Origin of the sequence: Shewanella sp. 10N.286.51.B8 (genome assembly GCF_041469325.1) — a bacterium.
Classification (GTDB): Bacteria; Pseudomonadota; Gammaproteobacteria; order Enterobacterales; family Shewanellaceae; genus Shewanella.
In genome coordinates, this window is the sequence record NZ_JBFRKG010000023.1 from 50,088 (window position 1) to 70,992 (window position 20,905).

General features: G+C 43.5%; 18 protein-coding genes. All 18 read left to right on the forward strand.

The window, feature by feature from the left end:
* Position 1: 1 nt before the first annotated feature.
* The 18 genes from AB4160_RS09415 to AB4160_RS09500 all read left to right on the forward strand — a co-directional run bounded on the left by AB4160_RS09415 (position 2) and on the right by AB4160_RS09500 (position 20,858).
* Entirely contained in the window at positions 2–1,219 is a 1,218-nt protein-coding gene (locus AB4160_RS09415; RefSeq protein WP_102440006.1) for a type II secretion system F family protein, read from the forward strand.
* 37 nt (positions 1,220–1,256) lie between these two features.
* A complete protein-coding gene (locus tag AB4160_RS09420) occupies positions 1,257–1,775 on the forward strand; it encodes an MSHA biogenesis protein MshF (RefSeq protein ID WP_102475452.1) in 519 nt (172 codons plus the stop codon).
* Between the two features lie 130 nt (positions 1,776–1,905).
* Positions 1,906–2,511 (forward strand): prepilin-type N-terminal cleavage/methylation domain-containing protein, encoded by a 606-nt coding sequence (locus AB4160_RS09425; RefSeq protein WP_102475453.1) that lies wholly within the window; start codon positions 1,906–1,908, stop codon positions 2,509–2,511.
* A 121-nt stretch (positions 2,512–2,632) separates the two neighbouring features.
* Positions 2,633–3,154 (forward strand): type II secretion system protein, encoded by a 522-nt coding sequence (locus AB4160_RS09430; RefSeq protein ID WP_372004338.1) that lies wholly within the window; start codon positions 2,633–2,635, stop codon positions 3,152–3,154.
* Positions 3,155–3,165: 11 nt separating this feature from the next.
* Entirely contained in the window at positions 3,166–3,654 is a 489-nt protein-coding gene (locus AB4160_RS09435; protein ID WP_372004340.1) for a type II secretion system protein, read from the forward strand.
* Positions 3,655–3,841: 187 nt separating this feature from the next.
* A complete protein-coding gene (locus AB4160_RS09440) occupies positions 3,842–4,318 on the forward strand; it encodes a type II secretion system protein (protein ID WP_372004342.1) in 477 nt (158 codons plus the stop codon).
* 184 nt (positions 4,319–4,502) lie between these two features.
* Positions 4,503–5,009: a Tfp pilus assembly protein FimT/FimU gene (locus AB4160_RS09445; protein ID WP_372004344.1), complete on the forward strand. Its 507-nt coding sequence runs from the start codon at positions 4,503–4,505 to the stop codon at positions 5,007–5,009.
* Complete coding sequence (locus AB4160_RS09450) at positions 4,999–5,526, forward strand: prepilin-type N-terminal cleavage/methylation domain-containing protein (protein ID WP_372004346.1); 528 nt, start codon at positions 4,999–5,001, stop codon at positions 5,524–5,526. Before AB4160_RS09445 ends, AB4160_RS09450 begins: the two co-directional genes overlap by 11 nt.
* Positions 5,526–6,392, forward strand: coding sequence for a PilW family protein (locus tag AB4160_RS09455; protein ID WP_372004348.1), 867 nt, complete (start codon positions 5,526–5,528; stop codon positions 6,390–6,392). The genes AB4160_RS09450 and AB4160_RS09455 overlap by 1 nt, the downstream gene beginning before the upstream one ends.
* Complete coding sequence (locus AB4160_RS09460; protein ID WP_102439999.1) at positions 6,382–6,858, forward strand: MSHA biogenesis protein MshP; 477 nt, start codon at positions 6,382–6,384, stop codon at positions 6,856–6,858. The genes AB4160_RS09455 and AB4160_RS09460 overlap by 11 nt, the downstream gene beginning before the upstream one ends.
* A 49-nt stretch (positions 6,859–6,907) precedes the next feature.
* Positions 6,908–10,693: a DUF6701 domain-containing protein gene (locus AB4160_RS09465; protein ID WP_372004350.1), complete on the forward strand. Its 3,786-nt coding sequence runs from the start codon at positions 6,908–6,910 to the stop codon at positions 10,691–10,693.
* Positions 10,694–11,061: 368 nt separating this feature from the next.
* Positions 11,062–12,111, forward strand: coding sequence for a rod shape-determining protein (locus AB4160_RS09470; RefSeq protein ID WP_076538556.1), 1,050 nt, complete (start codon positions 11,062–11,064; stop codon positions 12,109–12,111).
* 63 nt (positions 12,112–12,174) lie between these two features.
* Positions 12,175–13,077, forward strand: a complete 903-nt coding sequence (gene mreC, locus AB4160_RS09475) for a rod shape-determining protein MreC (RefSeq protein ID WP_303460620.1) — start codon at positions 12,175–12,177, stop codon at positions 13,075–13,077.
* Positions 13,074–13,562: a rod shape-determining protein MreD gene (mreD, locus tag AB4160_RS09480; protein ID WP_102475458.1), complete on the forward strand. Its 489-nt coding sequence runs from the start codon at positions 13,074–13,076 to the stop codon at positions 13,560–13,562. Before mreC ends, mreD begins: the two co-directional genes overlap by 4 nt.
* A gap of 2 nt (positions 13,563–13,564) precedes the next feature.
* Positions 13,565–14,152, forward strand: coding sequence for a nucleoside triphosphate pyrophosphatase (locus tag AB4160_RS09485; protein WP_102520456.1), 588 nt, complete (start codon positions 13,565–13,567; stop codon positions 14,150–14,152).
* A 94-nt stretch (positions 14,153–14,246) separates the two neighbouring features.
* Entirely contained in the window at positions 14,247–15,737 is a 1,491-nt protein-coding gene (gene rng / locus AB4160_RS09490; RefSeq protein WP_102439994.1) for a ribonuclease G, read from the forward strand.
* Positions 15,737–20,104 carry a YhdP family protein gene (locus tag AB4160_RS09495; RefSeq protein ID WP_372004353.1) on the forward strand — a complete coding sequence of 1,456 codons (4,368 nt, stop codon included), beginning with the start codon at positions 15,737–15,739 and terminating at the stop codon, positions 20,102–20,104. Before rng ends, AB4160_RS09495 begins: the two co-directional genes overlap by 1 nt.
* Positions 20,028–20,858: a carbon-nitrogen hydrolase family protein gene (locus AB4160_RS09500; RefSeq protein ID WP_372004355.1), complete on the forward strand. Its 831-nt coding sequence runs from the start codon at positions 20,028–20,030 to the stop codon at positions 20,856–20,858. The genes AB4160_RS09495 and AB4160_RS09500 overlap by 77 nt, the downstream gene beginning before the upstream one ends.
* The last annotated feature ends 47 nt before the right edge of the window (positions 20,859–20,905 follow it).

Sequence of the window (20,905 nt, forward strand, 5' to 3'; positions counted from 1 at the left end):
TATGCCGACATTCCAGTATCGAGGACGAAACTCCCAAGGCGCTGCCGTTACTGCCTTAATTGAGTCAGCTAACGAGAATAGCGCCGCAGATGCGTTAATGTCTCGTGGCATTATTCCCCTTGAGCTGCGTGAAGTAAAACCGACCAAGCCTTTTAATCTTGGCGGTATTTTTACTCAAAAAGTGTCATTAGAAGAGCTACAAATTTTTACTCGGCAAATGTATTCGTTAACTCGCTCTGGCATTCCAATTTTGCGTGCTATTGCAGGTTTGGCTGAAACCACGCATTCCCAACGAATGAAAGATGCCCTTAATGATATTTCAGAGCAATTAACCTCAGGTCGCCCTTTATCTGCCGCCATGAATCAGCATCAAGATATTTTTGATTCGCTGTTTATCTCTATGGTTCATGTGGGTGAAAACACCGGTAAATTGGAAGATGCTTTTATTCAGTTATCTGGCTATATCGAACGAGAGCAAGAGACTCGCCGCCGAATAAAGTCAGCTATGCGTTATCCGATATTCGTACTGATAGCCATCGGTATTGCCATGGTGGTGTTGAACATCATGGTTATTCCAAAGTTTGCAGCTATGTTTTCCCGTTTTGGCGCTGAACTGCCGTGGGCAACTAAAATTTTAATTAACACCTCTAATTTATTTGTTAATTATTGGCATGTAATGACAGTGGTTTTAGTGGCCATTATTGTCAGCATTCGATATTGGCATCACACCGAAAAAGGTGAGCGACAATGGGACAAATGGAAATTACATATTCCTGCGGTGGGCTCAATCATTGAACGCTCAACCTTATCGCGCTACTGCCGCAGTTTCTCGATGATGTTGGGAGCGGGTGTGCCTATGACTCAAGCGCTCAGTTTAGTGGCAGATGCCGTAGATAATAGTTATATGCATGACCGTATTGTTGCCATGCGCCGCGGAATTGAATCTGGTGAATCAATGCTAAGGGTGTCAAACCACAGTGGTTTATTTACACCATTAGTGCTGCAGATGGTGGCAGTAGGCGAAGAAACCGGTCAAATCGATAAATTACTTAATGATGCTGCTGATTTTTATGAAGGTGAAGTGGATTACGATTTAAAGAATTTAACCGCCAAATTAGAGCCGATTTTAATTGGCTTTGTAGCAGGCATTGTATTAATTTTGGCCTTGGGTATTTATCTGCCAATGTGGGATATGCTCAATGTGGTCAAAGGTGGCTAACAATGCATAACGCCACAATGTTTGAGTTAATTGCATAATGCAAAAACAACAGCAATCAGAAAATAATTTGGTTAAGAGCTATATCCGTATTATCAGCATCACCTTAGTGCTCGTGATTATGGTTGTTATCGGAGCGAAACATTTTGCAAGCGTCGAGAGTATCGGCGCTCAAAGTATCCACCGAGAACATAATCGGCTGCTGTATGTGCTGGCGATGGTAAAAAGCCAGTGGCTTAGTCAGGGCAAGCCTCAGCGCTTGAAGTTAAGTTGGGAAAACCTAGCGTCAGGTTCAGCCAAACAACTTAAAAATGATAAGCTGGCTGGGGAGGATAATATTATTTTGATGTCGACTTTTGGCTGGCCAATGCTAAAATCCGCCTCCGCACAGGGTTGTGTTGAGTTATGGCAACAATTGATGGCAAGCAACTTGCTAGATATGGGAGTTAAGGTAAATTACCAAACCGAATTAGAGATTTGTCATTTCGCAACAGCGCAAAGTGGTAGCATTAGTTATCAGGTTTCATCGGGGCGGGTTATTTTTACCGGGTTAGATTAAATTTTAACCGATACAGGTGTTTAATCTACATTAAGTGCTAAAATTTATTTACATATAAGCTTTAGCTCGTTAACAATAGGCAATATGACTGCAGCTCAAATAGGTGTCAGTCTCAATAGAGGTATTTTATATGAAAATGAAGCAACAAGGCTTTTCTTTAATCGAACTGGTTATTGTTATTGTCATTCTAGGCTTGTTAGCGGCAACCGCAATTCCACGTTTTTTAAATGTCACTGAAGATGCGCAAAACGCCAGTGTCGAAGGTGTTGCCGGTGGTTTAGCGACTGCGGTGGGTTTTGTTCGCGCCCAGTGGGAAGTGGACGGTCGTCGTAATACCTCTGTGATTTTAGATGGCACGGTTGTTTCTTTAGATACTCGCTTTGGTTTTCCGACAGGTCGTACAAATACTGACGTTACAGCAATGACTGACCTAACGTGTCAGGAAGTGTTTAATAGTGTGCTGCAAAGTGCCCCTCGTAACGACATCTATACTGAAGACGCGCGTGATTTACGCTACACAGTAAAAGTTGAAAAGGGTATTGGCGGAACGGCTACCGGTATCGATGGCTCAGTGGTTCAAAGTATTGATGTTTGTGTCTATCATCAAATTGCTTCATTAACCTTGAATACCAATACAGGTGTTCCGGCGCCAACACCGAGCTTAAATACCGCTGGAGCAAAAGGTGTGACTTATAATCCAGGTACTGGCCAAGTATTCAGTTTTAGTAACGATTAATTTATTGATTAAGGTAACTAAAGCCTTAATCACGCTGAAAGTAATAGTTAATTACTGAATAAGGATTATTCAGTAATGTTGTAAATGCCATAAATTTTATTTTTTAAAGAGGGTCGACATTATGCAAATCAAACGTAAGCAACAAGGTTTTACATTAATTGAGCTAGTAGTAGTTATTATCATTCTTGGTATTTTAGCGGTAACCGCAGCGCCTAAATTTATTAATTTGCAGTCAGATGCACGTCAAGCATCACTGCAAGGTGTTAAAGGTGCTATTCAAGGCGCTAACGGGTTAGTGTTTGCTAGAGCGGCGATTGATGGTCATGAGAAAAAAGCAATAGCAGATTGGGGTACTGACGAAGGTGTCGATATAGGTGCAGAAGATCTTGCTGAGACAAATTTTGGCTACCTTCAAGCCGATATGGGTGAATTTAATAACGCCATTGATGCAGAGTTTGGTGCAGATGGTAGTGATTCAGAGTGGATTGTCGTTGCTGGTACATCTGGAACTACACCGACTCTAACCATCACTCAGAATGGTTCACCTGCAGAAGTGACAGGAGCAGCTTGTAAGTTGGTTTATACCGAAGCTGCTGATGCTAATACAATCCCTACTTATGTGATTACTGATAACGGTTGTTAATAGGAGTCTTTATGAAACAGCAAAATGGTTTTACATTAATTGAGCTAGTAGTAGTTATTATCATTCTTGGTATTTTAGCGGTAACCGCAGCGCCTAAATTTATTAATCTGCAGGGTGATGCGAGAGTTTCTGCTTTAGCTGGCATGAAAGCTGCTATCCAAGGTGGTAATACATTAGTCTATTCTAAAGCAGCTTTGGCTGGTAAAGAATCTGAGGATGCAGATACTCTAGATATTGGCTCCGGCGCAGAAGATTTAAATATTGTATATGGTTACATAAAAGCAAAACAAGACGATTTGGAAGAAGCTTTAGATGTGACCTTCGATGCTTTAGCTGATATTGATACAGGTTCAAATGATTGGATTATCGATGATACTACTGATGGGGAAGCTACTATTTATCAAAGAGGCGCTCCTGATACTTGTGATTTAGTTTATGAGGAAGCTGGAGACGGTGTATTGCCCGTTTATACAGCAGTAACAGATCCCGATCTTTGTTAAATTAGATTTTTGGATATTAAAAGCCTGCTTATGCAGGCTTTTTTTGTTTTTAAAGGGAATATTTTTTCTGCTGTGTAACCTCGGTAACACATGATACTCATAAAGGAGTGATAAAGTTGTTGCCATAAAGGGGTAAGCTCGTAATTTTTGAGCTGAAGTTATTCATTTTTATTCAAGGTTTTTATATATGCAAAAACAACAAGGTTTTACACTAATTGAATTAGTGGTAGTCATCATTATTTTAGGTATTTTAGCGGTTACCGCAGCGCCTAAATTTATCAATTTGCAAGGTGATGCTCGTGTATCAACGTTACAAGGTGCTAAAGCAGCGATTCAAGCTGCTAATAGCTTAGTGTATTCAAAAGCGGCATTAACGGGCGTAGAAAAAGAGCCGACCTCTTCGGTTGATATTGGTATCAGTGATGGCGATGAAACTGACCCTAGCAATTCAGTTGCGACAGCATATGGTTACTTAGCTGGTACGGCTGCTGCAATTCAGCATGCGACTGCATTTGATGATTCAGAGTGGAATATTACTGGAGCTGGACCTGTGAAAATTACACAAGAAGGCGCGCCAGCTAATTGTGCTCTCACGTACACAGCGGCTAAGGGTCCGGGAGCTTTACCAGAATTTTCAGCTATACCTGCAGCAAGTGCTTGTTAGTATGAAATCGCTTCAAAACTAAAGCCTGCTTACGCAGGCTTTTTTATTGGCATTATTCCAGTATGTAAGCTGATTACTGGCTAACATTATCAATCAGCTAAATGGCAATTTTAATAAATGATATCAGGACGTTTGTGCTATATTTTGTCATACTAATAACTGATTTGCTTTTTAATAGGTGCTAATGATCTTTTCACTTGGGCTTGAGCATAAACGCGTTCATTGTGGCTTCACCTTAGTTGAGCTGGTGACTACGATCCTTATCGTGGGGATTATTGCTGTGTTTGTGATCCCAAGGCTTATCCCCCAGTCCAGCTATAGCGCGTATTCTCTGCGAAACGAATTTATCAGTGAACTGCGCCAGGTGCAGTTAAGAGCAATGAATAATAGCGATCGTTGTTATCGTATTAGTGTGTCGCCAACGGGTTATCAGCTTAGCCACTATTCGCAAACGATTAACACCGCCTCCGCAAGCTGTAATACGGCAAACCTGTTGAGAACAGAAGTGGAACAAGCTTTTCAGGGTGGCGCTTATATCGAGCTGGCCAGTACAAGCGCGACGACCTTCTTTTTAGATTTTGATAATTATGGCCGCTCAAACATCAATTGTTCAGGCTTGTGTTTTAATGCGGTAGCCGATGAAACCTTAGGTATTGCAATGGAATCTGAGGGCTATATTCATGGCTTATAAATTATCCCCATTTAATGCTTTTACAACTAAAAAATCAGGTTTTACTTTGATTGAACTAGTGGTGGGTATGCTTGTGTTGAGCATATCCATTGTACTGATGACCTCAATGCTGTTACCCCAAGCTGATCGCACCGTTGAAACACTTTCACGGGTTCGCTCAGCAGAGCTAGCCCATTCGGTAATGAATGAGATTTGGGGTAAGCGCTTTGATGAAAATACCGATCCAAATGGTGGTATACCAGCGTGTAATTCTGCTGCTGGGGTAGCTTGTTCAACCACGCTGGGGCCAAACGGTGAAAGCCGTAATAATTTCAATGATGTGGATGATTACAAAGGCTTGAATATTAGCAGTCTCATGCTTGACTCAAACCAGACCTACGCCGAGGTGTATTTGGGCTATGAGTTAGAAGTTGATGTGTCATACCTTAACGGCCAAGCCGAAAAATTAATTACTGTAGATGTCACTACACCTGCTGGTGAAGTGATCACTTACCAAGCGGTAAGGAGTAATTACTAATGGGCATACTGCAACGGGCAAAACCTTTATCAAATATAGGCGCTAAACAGGTCGGTTTTACCTTAATTGAAATGGTCACCGTCATTTTGATTTTGGGCATACTGGTGGTTGGGGTTAGCGGTTTTATTATTTTTGGTACCCGTATTTTTGTTGAATCAAGCTCAATTGATCAAGTGCTTAGCCAAAGCCGTTTTGCGGTTGAACGCATGACCCGTGATATTCGTAATGCAGTGCCAAATAGCGTCAGATTACGCACTGCAACAGGTGGCAGTTATCAATGTATTGAATTATTGCCCATTGATTCCAGCACCAGTTACCTTGAGCTGCCCATTTACCCTGATGATGCCCTTGTCACCGGCACAGTGATTGATAATGGCATTAGCATTAACGCAGGGCAATATGCGCTGGTTTACCCACTCGCTAGCAATAGCAGCGGCGTTAACGATGTATATCAAGCCAGCAGAAACAAACGCTTTGAACTGCAATCAAGTTCAAGTTCAGCCAATGTGCTTACGCTAACATTTACTGGCCTAGCTCAATTTGCCGAGCAGTCGCCAATTAAGCGAATTTACTTTGCTAGTCAGCCTATTAGTTATTGTTTTGAAAGCCCTATAGGCAATAGTGAGGTAAAACTTTATCGTTACGCTGACTATGGCTATATAGCGAGTCAGCCCGCACCATCGCAAATGGGCACTGCGGTATTGATGGCAGAAAATGTTAGTAACAATCTGCTACTAGAGCCTGCTATTAAACTGACTGAACAAAACCTAATGCGAAATGCCATAGTCCATATTGAACCCAGATTTAGTGTTAATGGCGAAACGTTCAAATATCAGCATCAAGTTAAGGTGACGAATGTTCCATAACCCTTTAAACAAGGCACTAAGCGCTAGTGGCTTAATAGCAAGACGTCAACGAGGCAGCGCCTTGGTGATTGCTATTTTTGTCTTAATTGTCATGTTTTTACTGGCTGGCACATTAATTCGGATGCTGGAAGATAGCGATGATGCTGTGAACCTCGAAGTGTGGGGCGCCAGAGCCTTATTTGCCGCCAATAGCGGCGCAGATGCTGAATTAGCAAGTTTATTTCCGGTTGCTGGTGGCGTTGGTGTTTGTAATTCAGTTCGCCACGATTGGATAGCGCCATCAACCGTTGGTTTTCACGGCTGTAGAGTTTCAGTGATTTGTACCCCTACGGTGGCTAACGGCGTGACCCAATATAGCATTCTTAGCTATGCAGTTTGTGAAACCGGTAATTGTAGCGGCGATGCGGCTACAACAGATTGCCTGCGGGTTAATCGTCAGGTAGAGGTAGAAGCCCGTGGTGATTAGTTTTCTAAAAAGTAGTGTCACAGCGTTAGTTATGTGTTGTTTTTTGATAATGCCAGCTTATGCATTTGAAGTTATTGATCAGAATGTTATTTGGGCTGATGTTGCCCAAGGTCATCGCGGGAATAATAATGGTAAATGTGCTTCAGGCACACAGTTATCGTTAAGTGATCAAAGTCGAATTAATGGTACCAATGGAGATGATTTACAGTTTTGTTCTATTAGCATTGTAAATGGTAATGGGAGAAGCTGCGATACTGCTGCTGGCGGTGATCGCACTTGTACTATTACCGGTAGAGATATCCGTGGCTTAGCGATGAGCGGCACTAATGCTTTTAAATCAACGAATAGTGGTAATGCTACTTCTTGTAATAATAGCCAAATAAATATAGGTAATGGCGGTCAAAATGAATATGCAAGTATCACGCTAAATACTTGTACAGCGACGGTCTCGAATAATTTTAACGAATATCGTTTTAAAAAATTAGAGGCGACAAACCGCAGTACCTTGATTTTAGCTCCAGGAGATTATTGGATTGATGAGTTGGTTTTAGGTAGTGACTCAGTGATAGAGCTACTTGGCGATGTGAGAATTTTTGTTAACCAGTCTGCAAGTTGGAGTGATCGAGTAAAGCTGAATGATGGTAATAACTTTGAATTGCAATTAATTACCTATAGTTCACTAACACTAGCCAGTGGCACTACGGTTAATGGGTTGATTTTTGTTGATGGGACCTTGTCAATGACCAATCAGTCAATTATTAATGGTCGTGTGACAGCTAGAGTGTTAAATATGAAATCATCGACTATCAATGATGCATCATCCAACCCTGTCATTCCATTCCATATTCAATACGGTAAGTCTATATCTATAACTGATCCGAATACTGGAGCTACAACAGGGAGTGTTAGTTTTGAGACGCCTTTCCCCGCAGGTTCAACACCGCTAATCTTTTTAATGCCGACCATTTCTGAAACTGATGCAAATGGTGATGGCCCCGCTTCAGTCTTTTTAGAACAAGGCAGTGTAACCACATCAGGCTTTAGCTGGCAGCAACAAGAGCCGCCTTCACCAGCAAGGCGAAAGGTTGATTCTAACAATATGGTAGAGGTGCACTGGATTGCAGTTACAGAAGGCACCCATGACTTATCCAATGGCACCGAATTGATCGCCGGAACTGTGGCTGTAGATGATGCGCTAATTGGATCAAACTCACCTTATACCGATGTGATATTACCCGACACCCAAGATATCTTTTTGCACCAAATACAAACTCAGGTTAATAATTGTTGGCTTACCACTACCTCGCAATTTACAACGACTGGGGCTGAAGTTGCTTTAGAAGCATCTGAGGTCAGGCTTACCAGCCCGAATCGGTGCATGGAAGATAGATTGGAAAATGATGAGATTGCAGCCGAAACCGTAGCGTATATGTCGTTAAAGGCAGGTAACGGTACTATTGAGTTAAATGGTGAAAGTACAAATTTTCACTTTGGGAATGCGCAGACTTTCACTTCAGCAAATATTCAGGACTTAGATTATCAGTGTAACTTCACCACTAGTTTAACGGGCTTTAGCGATGCGCCAGTCTTAGTGTCAGGAAAAACCAGTCGACGTGGCGGTGATGGAGGCTGGCTGCGCCGTTGTCAGTTGACCAATGATACAGTCAGTATGGTGGTTGATGAAGATACTTATCGCAATACCGAGCGCCGTCATGTTTGGGAACATTACAGCTTTGTCGCTCTTGAAACGATTGCGATAACCGCAGCCATAGATCATTTTGAATATACCCACTCAGGCTCAGCGTTAACCTGTACAGCAGAAACATTAACCCTGAAAGCTTGCGCTGATGCCAGTTGTAGCACCACGGTTTCAGATACTGTATCAGCGAACTTAAGCCCAGCAACTATTACTGGTGGCGGAGGCTGGGTTGGCGGCAATAGTGTTAGCTTTAGTGACTCGACTCAAGTTGATTTAAGGCGCAACACTACGGGTAGTGTGACCGTTGGGATTATTAATTCAGTGCCTACCCCCATTAACCCCACTTTATGTAGCATTGCCGGTAATACCCCCACAGCGGCGCAATGTACTTTTAATTTTGCTGACAGCGGCTTTATTTTTACTGTGCCGGACAAGCTGGCTAATAAACCTGCCTCTGGTATTAGCGTTTCTGCGGTGAAAAAAGATGATGCCTCACAAGCGTGCGTACCGCAATTTGCTGATGTGACTAAAGATGTGGGCTTTTGGAGCGATTACGTTTCGCCGAGTTCAGTTATATCTGGGGCGCAAGTTGCAGTAACCGGTAATGGCGCAGCAACTGATATAGGGACATCCGTTGGCGCACGCACACTGATATCGCTGGATTTTGATGCTAATGGCGAAGCCGATATTAGCGTGAATTACCCTGATGCGGGTCAGATGCAATTAAATGCGCAATACGATGGCACTGGCGAGGAAGATGGATTAGTGATGGTGGGCGCTGACTCGTTTGTCAGCTTTCCTGTGGGTTTATGCGTTAAACCTGTTGATGCCAATGCTAGCTGTGCAGCGGGCGATAGCAGTTGCAATGTATATAAAAAAGCCGGTGAGGAGTTTGATTTAACGATACAAGGTATGGCTTGGCAGTCTGATAATGATGGCGATTTTTGTGACAACTTAACTACGCCTAACTATATCCATAGTGGGATGACTTTGGGCAGTGAACTGGTGTCGCCAATACCTGGTGAGCAAGGCAGTCTTAGTATTGGTAATTACAACCATATTGCTGCGACTAATAATACCAATACTATTACGCAATCTATCAGTGAAGTAGGGGTGTTTGAGTTTACGGTTAAGCCGCCATCAACTTATGAAGGTTCAACGTTTTACCCTATTCCACTGGCAAGCTCAGGCAATATCGGCCGCTTTGTCCCTGATAGATTTACCATTAGCGATGTCAGTGTCATTGCTGCTTGTTCAAGTTTTAACTACATGGCTCAGCCTTTTCAAATGGCGATGAATATCAGTGCCTTTAATATTGGCAGTGAGGTAACTAAAAATTATCAAGGCAATTTCTCTAAAGCCACTGCGTTATTAGTGGGTGAAGACAGTGATGATGGCGATGATAAACGCAATCGCTTGAGCGCATTGCCAATATCCGCAAGCTCTTGGGTTGCAGGTGTCGCAACTGTGGATAGTAGCTATATGGCGACACTGAGCAGGCTTGCTGCTCCTGGTAAAGATGGCCCTTTTGACAGTTTTGATATTGGGGTTATTGTCGATGACAACGATGGTGATTTCGCCTTTGTGGCCAACCCTGATATGAATGCGGCCACCTCGGGCATTTGTGGCAGCAATTGTGATGCTAAATTGCTTTCTACTCAGCGTTTTCGCCATGGACGCATCGTGATGGATAATACCTATGGTGCTGAAAACGATACCCTAAAAATGCCAATTCGTGCTGAATATTGGAATGGCAGTGACTGGGCTACAAATGTTGAAGATAGTTGCAGTGTGGTAACTCCTGCATTAGCGACTCAGATTGATGATGCCACTTTAGGTTATAAATATGAGCCTGCATTGGTTGCAGGGCAACAAATTACCCGTGCTAATGATATAGTCCAATACCCAAATGGTAAGTTTGCTAACGGTGAATTTACCTTGCTATGGAATGCCATTACTGGCTCGACAGACTACCGAGGTCAAGTGACTGCGCCATTATCAGTCCCTACCTGGTTGCAATGGTATTGGGATTGGGATGCTACGTCTTCAACCACGCTTTACGATCCTAGAGCGAGTGCTTTTTTCGGTCGTTATCGTGGTCATGACAGAATAATTTATTGGCGAGAAGTACGTTAATTATTGAACGAGTGTCTCATTCATTTAATTAGCGTCGTTTAAGAGTTGCGATTTAATTAGCATCATTTGATATTCACTATTTTCAACGAATATTGAGCAATCATTTTTTTACTTCATAAGATTGGCAATGATTTGTTACTTTGCTGTGCAGAGCCAAAGTTAATCGTTATTAAATTTGGCATTGCTTTGGTGGAATTTTAATCACAGTTGAGTTGTTTTTGGCGAATAATCAATTAAATTGCCTAATATAGAAAAAAAAGCCCTAGATTAGCGATTGTTAACCTGTTCGGTCTTGTGCAATATCAGCGGCATTGATAAAGTTACCTGATTTTTCTTTCTTCTGACTTTACAGAATACAGGCTAGGTACATGTTCAAGAAGCTGCGTGGCGTTTTTTCAAACGACCTATCGATCGATTTAGGTACGGCAAATACATTAATTTACGTTCGTGACGAGGGTATCGTGTTAAACGAACCATCAGTTGTGGCTATTCGTGGCGAGCGTGGCAGCAGCGGACAAAAATCAGTGGCTGCTGTGGGTACAGATGCTAAGCAAATGCTAGGTCGTACTCCTGGTAATATTCAAGCAATTCGCCCAATGAAAGATGGTGTGATTGCAGATTTTTACGTGACTGAAAAAATGCTACAGCACTTCATTAAGCAAGTGCATAACAATAGCTTTTTCCGTCCAAGCCCGCGTGTCCTTGTTTGTGTGCCAGTTGGCGCAACACAAGTTGAGCGTCGTGCCATTCGTGAATCAGCCATGGGCGCTGGTGCGCGTGAAGTTTACTTAATTGAAGAGCCAATGGCTGCTGCAATCGGTGCTGGTTTACCAGTATCAGAAGCTACAGGTTCAATGGTTGTTGATATTGGTGGTGGTACTACTGAAGTGGCGATTATCTCGTTAAACGGTGTGGTTTACTCGTCATCAGTACGCATTGGTGGTGACAAATTTGACGATGCCATCATTAACTACGTACGCCGTAACTACGGTAGCTTAATCGGTGAAGCAACGGCTGAGCGTATTAAGCACACTATTGGTACTGCATATCCTGGCGACGAAGTACTTGAAATTGAAGTACGTGGTCGTAACCTTGCCGAAGGTGTACCAAGAAGCTTTACCCTAAATAGCAATGAAATCTTAGAAGCGCTACAAGAGCCGTTATCAGGTATTGTGAGTGCGGTAATGGTTGCATTAGAGCAGTCTCCACCAGAGCTGGCTTCAGATATTTCTGAGCGTGGCATGGTATTAACCGGTGGTGGCGCATTATTGCGTGATCTTGACCGTTTGCTCATGCAAGAAACCGGTATCCCGGTGATGGTTGCTGAAGATCCGCTAACCTGTGTTGCTCGTGGTGGCGGTAAAGCGCTAGAGATGATCGACATGCACGGTGGCGACTTATTCTCTGAAGAGAACTAAAGAGCGAACCAATGGCGGTGTATATTTTGACTTCTATAGCTAAAATGTCACCGCCTGATAATTATGAAACCAATTTTTGTTCGTGGTATATCGCAACAATTTAGATTAACACTGGCAATTATCTTGTCGGTGGTATTACTTATCGCTAATGATCGCCTAGAACCTCTTCGTCAGTCCATTTCTTCTGTTTTAAGCCCGCTTCAATATTTAGCTAATGTCCCTGGTGTGATGCTGGATTGGTCTGCCGATTCTATTGCTACCCGTAATATGTTGGCAATACAAAACAAAGAGTTGATGCGCCAGCAATTACTGATGTCTGAGCGTTTACAACGTTTTGAACACTTGAGACAAGAAAATGAGCGCCTTAGAGCCTTACTCGGCTCACCGGTGCACATGGACTCGCGTAAAGTTGTCGCAGAAGTGATGGAAGTGGCAAGCGATCCTTTCAGGCATTATGTGGTACTTAACCACGGCGCTCGCACAGGGGTATTCGTCGGCCAGTCGGTTGTCGATGCCAAAGGCGTTGTTGGCCAAGTGGTTGAAGTGAGTGAGCTCACTAGTCGGGTATTATTACTGACCGATACCACCCATGGTATTCCGGTAAGAATTACCCGCAATGACGTACGCGCCGTAGCCCAAGGCACCGGTGATATTGATGAAATTGAATTGCGCCATGTAGCCAAAAGTACCGACGTTCAAGTCGGTGATTTACTGGTGACATCGGGTCTTGGTAAGCGTTTTCCTGAAGGTTATCCTGTGGCACGTGTGATGAACATTTCTCGTGATGCTGGCCAAAGCTATTCTATTATCTCTGCGCAGCCATTAGCGGCCTTAGACCGTATCCGTTATGTATTATTGATTTGGCCTGATGAAGACCTTGAGTCTCTCAAGCCAACATTAGTCTCCGATATTCCTCCCCTTGAGGCAGATGCTGAATTAGTGACCGATACTGAGGTGAGCCAATGAGTGCGCATATTGCCAATGGCCGCATGGTGGTGTTGATCACCATTTTTGTCAGTATGATGTTTCAAATCATGCCGCTGCCGCCCATTGTTGAAGCTTGGCGACCAGATTGGTTGTTAATGGTAATGATTTATTGGGCGATGGCACTGCCACATCGTTATAGCGTACTTACCGCATGGGTCGTTGGCGTGCTGCTTGATGTGCTGCTTGGCGCGACCTTAGGGGTGCGCTCGTTAGCCTTTTCGATTGTCATTTATCTTATTGTGATCCAATCCCAAAGGTTACGTAACTTTACCCGCTGGCAGCAGTCTATATTAGTGGCGCTGTTTGTGTGTTTATATCATTTTATTATTTATTGGGTCGAATTTGTAATTAACGGTGTTGGCTTCGATTGGTCAATGTTCTTACCTGCGATCTCCAGTATTTTCATGTGGTGGTGGTTTTTTTGGGTGCTACGCAACATTCGTCGACGTTATAAGGTTCGCTAAGTATGAGTTGGGTTCTTGCTTCAACATCGCCACGCCGCAAAGAGTTACTGGCCCAAGCTGGGTTTTCAGATGCTGGATTTTCTTTTAAGCAGGTAGCACCTGATATTGATGAATCACATATTGCTGGTGAGTCAGCCGCCGATTTCGTGCTGCGATTAGCTAAAGAAAAAGCCGCTGCAGGCTTGGCCTTGTGTACTGAAATCGACGATGCCAAAGTATTAGGCTCAGATACGATAGTGGTGCTAGGTGAACAGATTTTAGGTAAGCCAGTAGACAGACAAGATGCTCAAGCTATTTTAGCGTCATTGTCGGGGCAAACCCATCAAGTCATGACAGCTGTTGCAGTGACTGATGGCACTACAACCCTAACAAGGCTTTGCCAAACGGCGGTAACCTTTTGTGAGTTATCCGCCCAGACTATTGATGCCTATATTGATACCCAAGAGCCAATGGATAAAGCTGGCGCTTATGGTATTCAAGGATTAGGTGGCTGTTTTGTACAGGCAATTACAGGCAGTTATTCTGCCGTTGTCGGGTTACCGTTAGTAGAGACTCGCGAACTACTCATTGAAATGAACCTGATTAAATAAATAACACTCCTTTAGGTTATCTGTCTTTGACACTGAGCTGCAGAAGTTGGCTCGATAACCCATATCGTATAACAAGACGTTAAACAGGTGGCTTATGCAAACTAAAGCTCAGCGTAAAAAAGGCTCTGAATTACTGATTAACGTGACGCCAACAGAAGCGAGAGTCGCACTGGTTGAGCATGGCGTTCTGCAAGAAGTCCATATTGAACGACGTATGAAGCGTGGTTTAGTGGGTAATATCTACAAAGGTAAAATCAGTCGGGTGCTACCTGGTATGCAAGCTGCCTTTGTGGATATCGGTCTTGAAAAAGCTGCATTTTTACATGCCTCAGATATTGTTCCCCATACCGAATGTGTTGCCGATGTTGAAAAAGGCAACTTTGTGGTGCGTGATATTGCCGAATTAGTCAGGCAAGGTCAGGACATCATAGTGCAAGTCGTCAAAGATCCTCTTGGTACTAAAGGTGCTCGTCTCACCACAGATATTACTTTGCCTTCACGCTACTTAGTCTTTATGCCAGGTTCAAGCCATGTGGGTGTATCTCAGCGGATTGAAGAAGAGACTGAGCGGGCTCGCTTAAAAGCGATTACCGAACCTTATGTTGATGAAGATGGTGGTTTTATTATTCGCACCGCTGCTGAAGGCGTGGGCGATGATGAACTGGCTCAAGACGCGGCGTTTTTGCGCCGGGTATGGAAAAAAGTCTGCGAGCGTAGAAAGCGCAAAGGCGCGACTTTGTTGTATCAAGACTTAGCCCTACAGGTGCGGATTATTCGTGACTTTGTTGGCGCCGAACTTGACCATATTCAAGTGGATTCTCGACGCACTTTTGCAGAACTGCAGGGTTTTGCGCAAGAGTTTATGCCTGAAATTGCTGAAAAGCTCGAACATTACTCAGGGCCAGCCCCCATTTTTGAACTCTATGACGTTGAAAATGAAATTCAGCGCGCATTGGGGCGTAAAGTCGAATTAAAGTCTGGCGGCTATTTAATTATTGATCAAACTGAAGCTATGACCACAGTCGATATTAATACCGGCGCTTTTGTGGGGCATCGTAACTTAGCCGAGACCATTTTTAATACTAACCTTGAAGCCACTCAAGCGATTGCTAGGCAGCTGCGGTTACGTAATTTAGGTGGCATTATCATTATCGACTTTATTGATATGCTAAATGATGAACATAAAAAGCGGGTGCTAGACAGCTTAAATAGCGCTTTAGCGAACGACAGAGTTAAAACCAGTGTCAGCGGTTTTTCGGGTTTAGGTTTAGTGGAAATGACCCGTAAGCGCACCCGTGAAAGTTTAGAGCATGTCGTTTGCGGCGAGTGCCCAGCTTGCCAAGGTACTGGCTCAATGAAAACCGTTGAAACTGTTTCTTATGAAGTGTTTAGAGAAATCATTCGCTTGAATCGTGCTTACCAAGCAGATGAGTTTTTATTGTATTGCTCGCCTGCGGTTTATAAGAGCTTAAGCAATGAAGAAGGGCATTTATTAGCCGAGCTTGAAGTGTATATCGGTAAACGTATTAGACTGCAAAATGAAACCTTATATACCCAAAATAAGTATGACGTGGTGATGGTGTAGTGCCCAAGAGTAAAACCTTAATTGCGTGCAGAATATGCTTTCAATCAGTAGCCGTAGTCTTGGTACTATTCGCGCTAGCGGTCAGTCTTATCCGCGGTTTACTGCCACATTTACCTGAAGTGCGTTCAGAAATTGTTGATTATTTATATCAGCAATATCAGCTTGAGGTTCAAGTGGGTGAGGTTTCTGCTGAATGGCAGGCCTATGGCCCCGCTTTAACCGTCAGTAATATCGTGATCCCGCCGCAGCAAGCTATACCAGTGACTGCAATTGCCAGCAAGGTACATCTAAAACTGGATTTTTGGCAAACGCTACTTAGCCTTAGCCCGCAAATCGAAACGGTCAAGTTTGATGGCATTCATGTGGCATTGAACATGGATGCGCTTGCAAGCTCTGAGGCCACCTCAGCTGCTGCCACAGATCTCGATTGGCTCTATGCGCTATTGTTAGAGCAACTAGAGACTTTTTCAATCAGTGATGGCACCTTACAATTACTCAGTAACAGCCATGATTATCGGCCGATATTTATTAGTAATTTAACTTGGCATAATATGGCGGGCATGCACAGAGCTAAAGGCTTTATACATCTTGATGAGCAAGCTTCAGAAAAAGAGCTACTGGCTTTAAGAGTTGATTTAAAAGGCAATGGTTATCAACCCGATAATCTTAAGGGCCAAGTGTATATCTCGGCTGAGTCGTTGGACTTGGGGGAATGGGCATCAAGACAACATGAGAAAGAGTTAAAGCTTGATAGTATTGAATTTGAAGGCATTGTAAATTTAAAAGCTTGGCTCGGGTTTGAGCACCGCACCATTAATACTGGTTTATTAGTCTTTGAGCCAAGTTGGCTACAATGGCATGGGACTACTGAGTCGCAGAAATTTGAAATTGGTGGCGGCGCGTTAACTTGGCAGCCCAGTGATAACGGCTGGCAGATTAATAGCTATGACCTTGATTTTAAATCGAATGAGCAAGCTTGGCCTGAATTACAACTGTCTTTAAAAACCAACTACCGTGACTTATCCGTTAGCGTTAATCAAATCGCCCCAGAAATGCTGACACCATTATTGCCGTTAATCCCGTCAATGGGCCTTAAAGGGGTTGAGCAATGGGGTAAATTGCAACCACAGGGCAGTATTGGGCCACTGCAATTACTCAAAGTTGCCGATAAACCGCTATTGTTTAAAACTGATATTAAACAACTGCAATGGCAAGCTGCGGGGAATATTCCCGGCAGTAAACCCATTGATGGCAGCCTTTCTTGGGCTAATAATCTATTAAGTGCCGAGTTTCCTGCGCAGCAATATCAGCTAGATTTTCAAGATGGTTTTGAAGCGCCGCTAACATTATCGGCTGATGCATTTAAAGCGCAGTATAGTTTAGCTAAATCACGGCTTACCTTACCCAAAGTCCATTTTTACAATGATGATATTGATCTCGCCGCATCAATGCAGCTGGATATGGCTGCGCAAGCGCACTTGGCGTTAAATGCTAATGTGGCTATCAGCAATGCTGCCAATGCAGGGCGTTATTTCCCTCTTAAAACCATGAGTGATGATTTAGTCAGTTATCTAAACCAGGCTATTCTCAAAGGTCATATTCCTGATGCGCAAGTTGTGTGGCATGGTGATCTAAGCGGTTTTCCTTATCAAGACAGTTCAGGTATTTTTCAAGCTGGGTTTAACCTTAATGACGGCGCATTTGAGTTTCAGCCTGATTGGCCCAAAGTTGATGATTTGAGCTTATATGCCTTATTTGAAAATGCCGCCATGGATATCATGATTAATAAGGGCAAATTATTAGACGTAAATGCTGCTGGCGCCCATGTTTATATTCCGTTTATGGGTAAAGATACCACCTTAAAAATTGAAGCTGAAATCGCGGCAACAGCAGCGGCTGCAAAAACGCTTATTGATAACTCGCCTTTGCAATCATCTGTGGGGACGACCTTGGATGTGGTACAAATTTCAGGGGATATTATCAGTGATTTAGATTTAACCATTCCGCTGTATGAGGGCGGTGTTGCTGACAATAAAGGCTTAATTCATTTTAACGATAACCAGGTGTTTATCGCCACACCAGGGCTTAACTTGGAAAAAGTAAATGGCACTGTGGCATTTATTAATGCTGAAGTTAACGGCAATCAAATCAACGCAGATTTATTTGAGCAGCCACTGACATTTGATTTTGGCACCAACAAAACCTCAGCTGATGATTTAGCCTTAAGCGTTGGTTTAAAAGGATTGTGGGATTTAGACAATCTACCTGATTATATTGATAACCCGTTATCTGACTATTATTCCGGTCAACTGGATTGGGATGGCGGGGTCACTATGATATTTGATGCCACAGGTTACAGCCTGCAAGTACAGCTTAACTCAGACTTAGTTGGCGCTGAATTATCCTTACCTGCGCCGTTTACAAAAGCAGCCGCTACGCCTACCCGATTAAGTGCAGAGCTTATTGGCGATAATAAACAGGCCTCATTGGGGCTTAAACTAGCGAAACAAGCTGAGTTTTGGGGCGGCTTCAATCAACAAAGTGGTGATAATTTAGCCCATTATGATCTGATCTTGGGGCGTCAGTTTAAGTTAGGCGACAAGCTTGCCAAAGACCAAGGTCATATCATTATTGATTTACCTGATGCGGTGCTGACTCAGTGGCTGCCGATCATCAGTCAATTTACCGATAAGGCAAGCTCAAGTATCGATCTTCCAGATACCACGGCTGCGGCACTGGTAAATACTGAAGAGGAAATGGCCAGTATTTTTGCCAATAAGCCTGCAGCTGAGTCAGCCGTGGTTGATACTGTGACAGCCCATGCAGCGGAAACCTCAGCGCCCACTGAAAACCAGCCTAGCACCACAGAAGCTACCCTAACGCGGCCAAAAGCTAGCTTCTTCCCGCCGCTAGCGTTAATTGATGCCAAGGTGGGTAAATTAGATATTTTAGCCCAAGACTTTAATCAACTGAGTTTTAGCGCCAAGCCGTTAGAGCATGTATGGCGTTTTGATGTTTTGTCACAAGAATTTGATGGGCGGATTGATTTTTATTCCAGTTGGCGTGAACAAGGCTTAAAAGTTGTTGCCAGTAAATTGCATTTAACGCCCAGGGTTAAACCTGCTGAAGAAGCGGAGTTCAGCCCAGATAATATGCTCGATAATTTACCGCCATTAGCTGTGGATGTGGATGATTTTGGCATCTACGATAGGCGTCTGGGCCATTTAGTGCTGCAGGGTATTCCTTATGAAGACGGTTATCGCTTTCAAACATTAACCCTCACCCGGCCCATTGTTAGCTTGCAAGCTACTGGCGATTGGACCTTTAAAGATGGCAAAAACCTGACTAAGTTTGATGTTAAATTGAAAGCCAGTAAATTTGATGCATTGTCAGAAGTCCTTGGGATTAACCCCGGCTTAAAAGACGCCCCCCTTGATTTAGTTGGTAAGTTTTCATGGCAGGGCCCGCCTTATGGTTTCTCATTAGACACCCTAAACGGTAAATTACGTTTTGATATGGGCAAAGGTTACTTATCTGAAATTAGTGATAAAGGTGCGCGGATATTCTCGCTATTTAGCCTAGATTCTATAGTGCGTAAGTTATCTTTAGATTTTTCTGATGTGTTTGGTAAAGGGTTACACTTTGACTCGTTCGGGGGCTCACTTAATATCGATAACGGTGTGGTTAAAACCACTGACACTGAAATGGATGCGATTGCCGGTAATATGAAAGTGCGTGGTTATACTGATTTAACCACCCAAAGTTTAAATTATGATATTCGCTTTATTCCGCAATTGGCATCAAGTGTGCCTACAGTGGTATTGCTCAGTACCAGCGCATGGACTTTAGGCTTAGGTGCCTTTGCCTTGACCAAGGTATTAGAGCCTGTGATTGAGGTTATTTCTGAAATTCGTTTTCGCCTTGGTGGTACTATGACCGAGCCACAATTAGAAGAGCTTGAGCGAAAAAGTAAAGAAATCGAAATCCCAGAATCAATTTTGCCAAGAACGCCAGCAACACAAGTCAGCCCTGATAAGGTCGAGGCAGGTACGGTAAGCTCGGAAGCTATTAGCTCTAAAGCTGAGAGTGTAGAACTAAACCGCTCTGAAAATCAGCCGAATGCAACTGATGTTAATAAAGCTAATGTTAATAAAGCTAATGTTAATGACGCTGGTGTTAATGAAGTAGATGCTACTGACATAAACCTAAAAGCAGATGAAGCAGCCACAGAGGCCGCAGCCAATATCGTGTCCTTTAGCCTGTATCATCGACAATGCCAAGGAGGCGCCAATGCAAGTCAGTTTATTGCAATGTCAAAGCAGCACAGATGTCAAAGCCAATCTGGCCTTTATCGACTCGCAGCTTAGTCTATTACCTCGAAAGGCTAATGAACCGCAACTGGTAGTACTGCCTGAGTGCAGTTTGCTATTTGGTGGCCACGAGCAGCAGCAATTGGCCGTAGCAGCTGTGGAAGAATCCAGCAAACTTAAACAGCAACTGGCCGCATTAGCTCAGCGTCATCATGTTTATATGGTGGCCGGAACTATCCCGATTTCTGCAGATGCAGCTAGGGTCTATAGTCGCAGTTACTTATTTGATGATGAAGGCAATACCTTAGGCAGCTATGATAAGTTACACTTATTTGATGTTGAGGTTGCCGATAAAACGCAATCCTATCGAGAAAGTGATACTTTTTGCCCAGGGGATCGTATCACTGTCATTGACACCCCATTTGGTAAGATAGGCTTAGCCATTTGCTACGATATACGTTTTGCTGACTTATTCAGGGCATTAAGGTTAGCAGGGGCTGAAATTATTGCCTTGCCCTCAGCATTTACTAAGGTAACAGGCGCAGCCCATTGGCAAACCTTGATCCAAGCAAGGGCGATTGAAACCCAGTGTTATTTTCTGGCTGCCGATCAATGGGGTCAGCATAACCAAGGTAGCCGAGAAACCTGGGGCCAAAGTATGATAGTAGACCCTTGGGGCAAGATTATCGCTGAGAAAAAGACCGGTCTAGGTTGGGTGCAAGCCCAGCTTGATGTAACCGCCTTAGCGACCATAAGACAACAAATTCCAGTGGCGGCGCACAATCGCTTTATCGCGCCCCAGTTAAAATAAATACTGAATTAGCTAACATACCGAGCGATGAATTAAGTTCGGTGAGA